At 45.3% G+C, this 3,393-nt stretch carries 2 protein-coding genes; one reads left to right on the top strand and one right to left on the bottom strand.

Annotation, left to right across the window (positions count from 1 at the left end; genetic code table 11):
- Positions 1-997, top strand: a 997-nt coding sequence (locus tag AC075J_RS01975; protein WP_476389906.1) for a GTP-binding protein, incomplete at its 5' end; no start/stop codon positions are given.
- A 664-nt stretch (positions 998-1,661) separates the two neighbouring features.
- Here the strand turns inward: AC075J_RS01975 and AC075J_RS01970 are convergent.
- Positions 1,662-3,393, bottom strand: a 1,732-nt coding sequence (locus AC075J_RS01970; protein ID WP_476389905.1) for a DctP family TRAP transporter solute-binding subunit, incomplete at its 5' end; no start/stop codon positions are given.

The raw sequence follows: 3,393 nt of genomic DNA, 5'->3' as shown, positions 1-3,393 counted from the left end.
AGATCTGATCACTGGTTTTCTTGGTTCAGGGAAGACGACGTTTATCAGGAAGTATGCGCAGTATCTGATGGATGCTGGTAATAATATTGGGATTCTGGAGAATGATTACGGGGCTGTGAATGTGGATATGATGTTGCTTCAGGATCTGATGGGAGAGAACTGTGAGCTGGAGATGATCTCAGGAGGGTGTGATAAGGACTGCCACAGGAGGAGATTTAAGACGAAACTGATTGCTATGGGTATGTGCGGTTATGACCGTGTGATCGTGGAGCCGTCTGGGATTTTTGATGTGGATGAGTTCTTTGATATTCTTCATGAGGAGCCGTTAAACCGTTGGTATCAGATTGGGAATGTGATTGCAATTGTGGATTCTAAGCTGGAGCGTGATCTGTCAGAGGAGGCGGATTTCATTCTGGCTTCTGAGGTGGCAGATGCCGGATGCATTGTGATGAGCAAGAGCCAGGACGCATCACCCGAGGAAATCCAGGGTACGATTGAGCATGTGAATCAGGCGTTGGAGAAGGTTCATTGCAGCAGGAGATTTTGCTGTGAAATGGATGATGTGGATACAGTTAATATTATCCACAAGAATTGGGATGAGATGTCGAAAGAGGACTTTGACCGGATTGCATCTTGTGGATATGTGATGGCAAGCTACAGGAAACCGGAGTTTGAGGCAGAGGATGCCTTTACTTCTCTGTACTTTATGAATGTGAAGATGACTGAGAAGGAGCTGCGGGAAGCAGCTGAGAAGATTCTGTCTGATCCTGAATGCGGGCGTGTGTTCCGGATGAAGGGATTTATGAGAGTAGACAGTGACAGCGAAGACGGTTCTGGACTATCTGCATGGGCAGAGTGCGATAGACGGAAGTGGATTGAATTAAATGCTACGAAGAATGAAATTACAATCCGACCGCTTCATGTAGGACAGGAGGTCCTGATCGTGATTGGAGAAGAACTGCATGAGGAGAAAATTAAATCCTATCTGAAAATCTGAGATTTGAACGCAGGTCGCGAAGTGACTGCGTTCATGAGCAAGTAGCGAAGCGGATTGCGAGTTACTGTTCACACACCACTATCCCGCGAGGTGTTTTGGCATGAATATGCCAAAATCCCGAGACATACAAGCCAAAATTCTATTGCCGCAGGCAATCTGGAATGAATTTTGGCTACGTTACTGTGAACGGAGTGAACAGTAACGATTGCGAATGTCTGCTTTACTTTATAAAAAAGGGCACTTGAAAAATCAGGTGCCCCATTGTATAATCTACTTAGAAGATGATCGGAAGCGTGTTCCGGTTGCCCTCGGTATAATTAATGAGTAAAGAAATTAAGCATCCAACTTTGGGCGGTGGGATGCTTATTTCTTTTTATGTTGATCTATGTAAGTCAATGCCGTAAAAATTACTAACAATAAAGTAAGGACTTCCATTGTGTTCATCGGGCATCACCCTCCTTTCGTGAAACTGGAGGGCAGGGGTCGAAATTTCGCATCCGGGTCTGTTCAATTATACTTGTTCAGTATAACGTGAAAAATAGAAGATATCAAGTACTTTACGTTCTATATTATTAAAAACAAAACAGGGTATGAAGTTCATCGTAATCTGATGAAACTTCATACCCTGTTCATTTATTTTTATGGAGTTTTGTAACCGTAAGGATTATTTGGTAAACAGATCAACCAGATCCTGGCCGTCTTCGTAGCCCTGGCTCTTCAGCTCATTTACGAACCAGTCGTCTACGCCGTCTACAGCTTTCTTGAAGGAATCGATATCCATATCAGCTTTCTCTGTGAAGGTTACGCCGTTTTTGGATTCCCAGCGTTCTTTGATCTCATTATCGCTGGAACGGTTGATGTAACGTTCATACTCAACTGCCTTCTGGCCACATTCGTCAACAACTGCCTGCTGTTCTGGTGTGAGGCCGTCGTAGATATCCTGATTGATGCAGAAGAACAGACAGTCATAAATTGCATCCCACATGGAGCAGTAAGGCTGAACCTCCTGAACGCTTGCTGCGTCGATAGCAGGAAGTGGATTTTCCTCACCTTCAACCGTGTTCTGCTGAAGTGCTGTGTAAGTCTCTGACCAGTTCATGTTGGTGGCATCAGCACCCCATCTCTTGTAGCATTCCATCAGAAGGTTGGAACCTGCTACACGAACCTTCAGGTTCTTCATATCATCTACAGATTTGATTTCATGTTTGCTATTTGTGATCTCGCGGAAACCGTTTTCTGCGATACCCATGCAGTGGAGTCCGTATTCGCCAAGGATTTCTTTCAGTTTTTCACCAGCTTCGCCATCGAATTTCGCATCTGCATCGTCGTAAGAATCATAGACGAATGGAAGAGAAACAACGTTGAAACGTGGATCAAATGCAGAGTAGATCAGGTTGGAGTGCATGGAAATCTGAACCGGGTCACCATTCATCAGAGCCTGAATACCTTCGGACTGGTTGCCGTTTGTAAGCTGGTCAGCTGCATAAATATTGACTTTAACCTTTCCGCCTGTAGCTTTTTCCATCAGTTCACCGAACTTACGTCCGCCGTCAGCCCAGGTACTTGTCTCAGTAGTGGAGCAAGCGAAGTTCCAGGTTGTTTCCGGCCAGTCCAGATTACTGTAATCTTCCACTGTGTTGAAGGAGTCCTTTGTGAAAAGATCAACCAGATCCTGGGCATCGTCATAGCCCTGGCTCTTCAGTTCGTTTACAAACCAGTCATCGATACCGTCAACTGCTTCTTTGAAGGAGTCGATGTCCATGTCTTCTTTTTCTGTGATTGTTACACCGTTCTGGCTTGCCCAGCGTTCTTTGATCTCGTCATCTCCGGAACGGTTGATGTAACGCTCATATTCAACTGCTTTCTGTCCTGCCTCGTCAACAACTTCCTGCTGTTCTGGTGTGAGGCTGTTGTAGATGTCTTCGTTGATACAGAAGAACAGACAGTCATAAATTGCATCCCACATAGAGCAGTAAGGCTGAACCTCCTGAACACTTGCTGCGTCGATAGCGGGAAGTGGATTCTCCTGACCTTCAACAGTGTTCTGCTGAAGTGCTGTGTAGGTTTCAGACCAGTTCATGTTTGTGGCATCAGCACCCCATCTCTTGTAGCATTCCATCAGAAGGTTGGAACCTGCTACACGAACCTTCAGGTTCTTCATATCGTCTACAGATTTAATCTCATGTTTGCTGTTTGTGATTTCACGGAAACCGTTCTCTGCAATACCCATGCAGTGGAGTCCGTATTCACTGAGGATTTCCTTCAGCTTTGCACCTGCTTCGCCGTCGAATTTCGCATCTGCATCGTCGTAAGAATCATAGACGAACGGAAGAGAAACAACGTTGAAACGTGGGTCAAATGCAGAGTAGATCAGGTTGGAGTGCATGGAGATCTGA

It is taken from the genome of Blautia sp. ZXY-1-C6 (genome assembly GCF_056339875.1).
Note: the sequence above shows the minus strand (reverse complement) of the source record. Positions and strands in the feature narration are given on the sequence as shown.